Genomic DNA, 1,551 nt, shown 5'->3' with positions numbered 1-1,551 from the left:
CTTCCAGTTACATTGAAATTCCCTGACCCAGTTGTTTCAAAACTTGTATATGCAATAGATTCAAGTTCGGCGTTCATTACTTCAGCAGTCGGAAGGGAATACCCGTAATCCCATACATAGGACTTAATCATGTCGTTTGCTTTCGACTGTTCACCCAAATTCCCAAAAGGATCATAGCGAAAACCTCCCAACAAGCCATAATTGCTATTATAACTAAACGTACCATTGGAAGAGGACATCGTAAAAAACGAAACCGGCGTAGTTGTTTGAAGACGATAAAAAGACTTTGGGACAGGCAGTACTGATTCATAGATGGTTAGATTAGCAGCAATGTATCTTCTATTTGACCCGTCCGAGTTCTGCCGATATTGAACTGACTCAATCTCAGCACCGACAATATTCAAGTTTTGTAAATTTTTAATGGCTGCAGAGGGATTATCTAGTCCTGTCGCCGGAATCGTGTAGTCAAGTGGATATTTCGTTTCAGTAACCACCTGCTCATTATTTGAACTAATCTGAACTAGTTTAGTGGGCAAATTATGCGCCGCATTATCATAAGACATTGTTTTTGAACTAGTTAAATAAGAGTTCGAAATCTGATCAAACTTTTTCTCTGTAACAGCTAATAACTTTTTCCCTTGATAGCTAACTACAGAGCCCGAGTAGTAGAGCTTGTTTTTAATGATCGTGCTTTGTNACTAGTTAAATAAGAGTTCGAAATCTGATCAAACTTTTTCTCTGTAACAGCTAATAACTTTTTCCCTTGATAGCTAACTACAGAGCCCGAGTAGTAGAGCTTGTTTTTAATGATCGTGCTTTGTAGACAAGATGGATTCGCCAGTTCAAGATGTTTGAATTGATAAAAAGTGTTTCCGTTTTCAATATATTTACAAAGCTGTGTCTTGTTATCTTGAACTGCTGCAGAAGATACTTTGTATGATGTAATACCACCCAAATTGGTGTACTCGTAGCTACTAGATTGTTCGTACAATAATTTTCCGGAATTATTGTAAACACTTTGCTTAAGCAAATCACCATTCGCTACATTGTCATCAATCGCATTTAAAGTTGCAATATTATAATTGTAGACTGTTTTTCCAAGAGGCTCGCCATTTATTACGTCGGAAGAGAATTCAGTCACCTGGCCATATCCAATATGACTACCTTGAATTGAACCCAAACCAGCTACCGATGACGCTGCAACAGTTGTATACTCAATTCTATAGTCCGTCCAATCGTAAGGAGGATTTAAAATAGGGTATGCATAAAAATAGTATACAGTGTTAGAAAGATAATAAGGGAAATAGGCTTGCCCGGAAGTTGTTCCATCATCTAATTTATATATATAATTTTTCTGTGTTGCTTTAGTATTATTGAAGGAATAATCAACAATTTGTTTTACCCGCAAACCACCAACCGGCTTTATAATATTTGTATTTTGATCTTTACCCTCATTCAACTCGTATTCAAACGTAGTATATCCACCAGTTGGATACTTGATTTTTTGAAGAATGCAGGTCTGAGTATAATAAAGTGAAGGTTCCCGATTCG

General features: G+C 36.8%; 1 protein-coding gene. It reads right to left on the bottom strand.

All coding sequences use genetic code 11. From position 1 onward, the window contains the following. A partial coding sequence (locus ACQ2HE_RS19855; RefSeq protein ID WP_430902509.1) for a hypothetical protein occupies window positions 1-563 on the bottom strand: 563 nt, incomplete at its 3' end. Between the last annotated feature and the right edge of the window lie 988 nt (window positions 564-1,551).

Source organism: Endoryza foliicola, assembly GCF_050589245.1.
Classification (GTDB): domain Bacteria; phylum Bacteroidota; class Bacteroidia; order Chitinophagales; family Chitinophagaceae; genus Endoryza; species Endoryza foliicola.
Note: the sequence above shows the minus strand (reverse complement) of the source record. Positions and strands in the feature narration are given on the sequence as shown.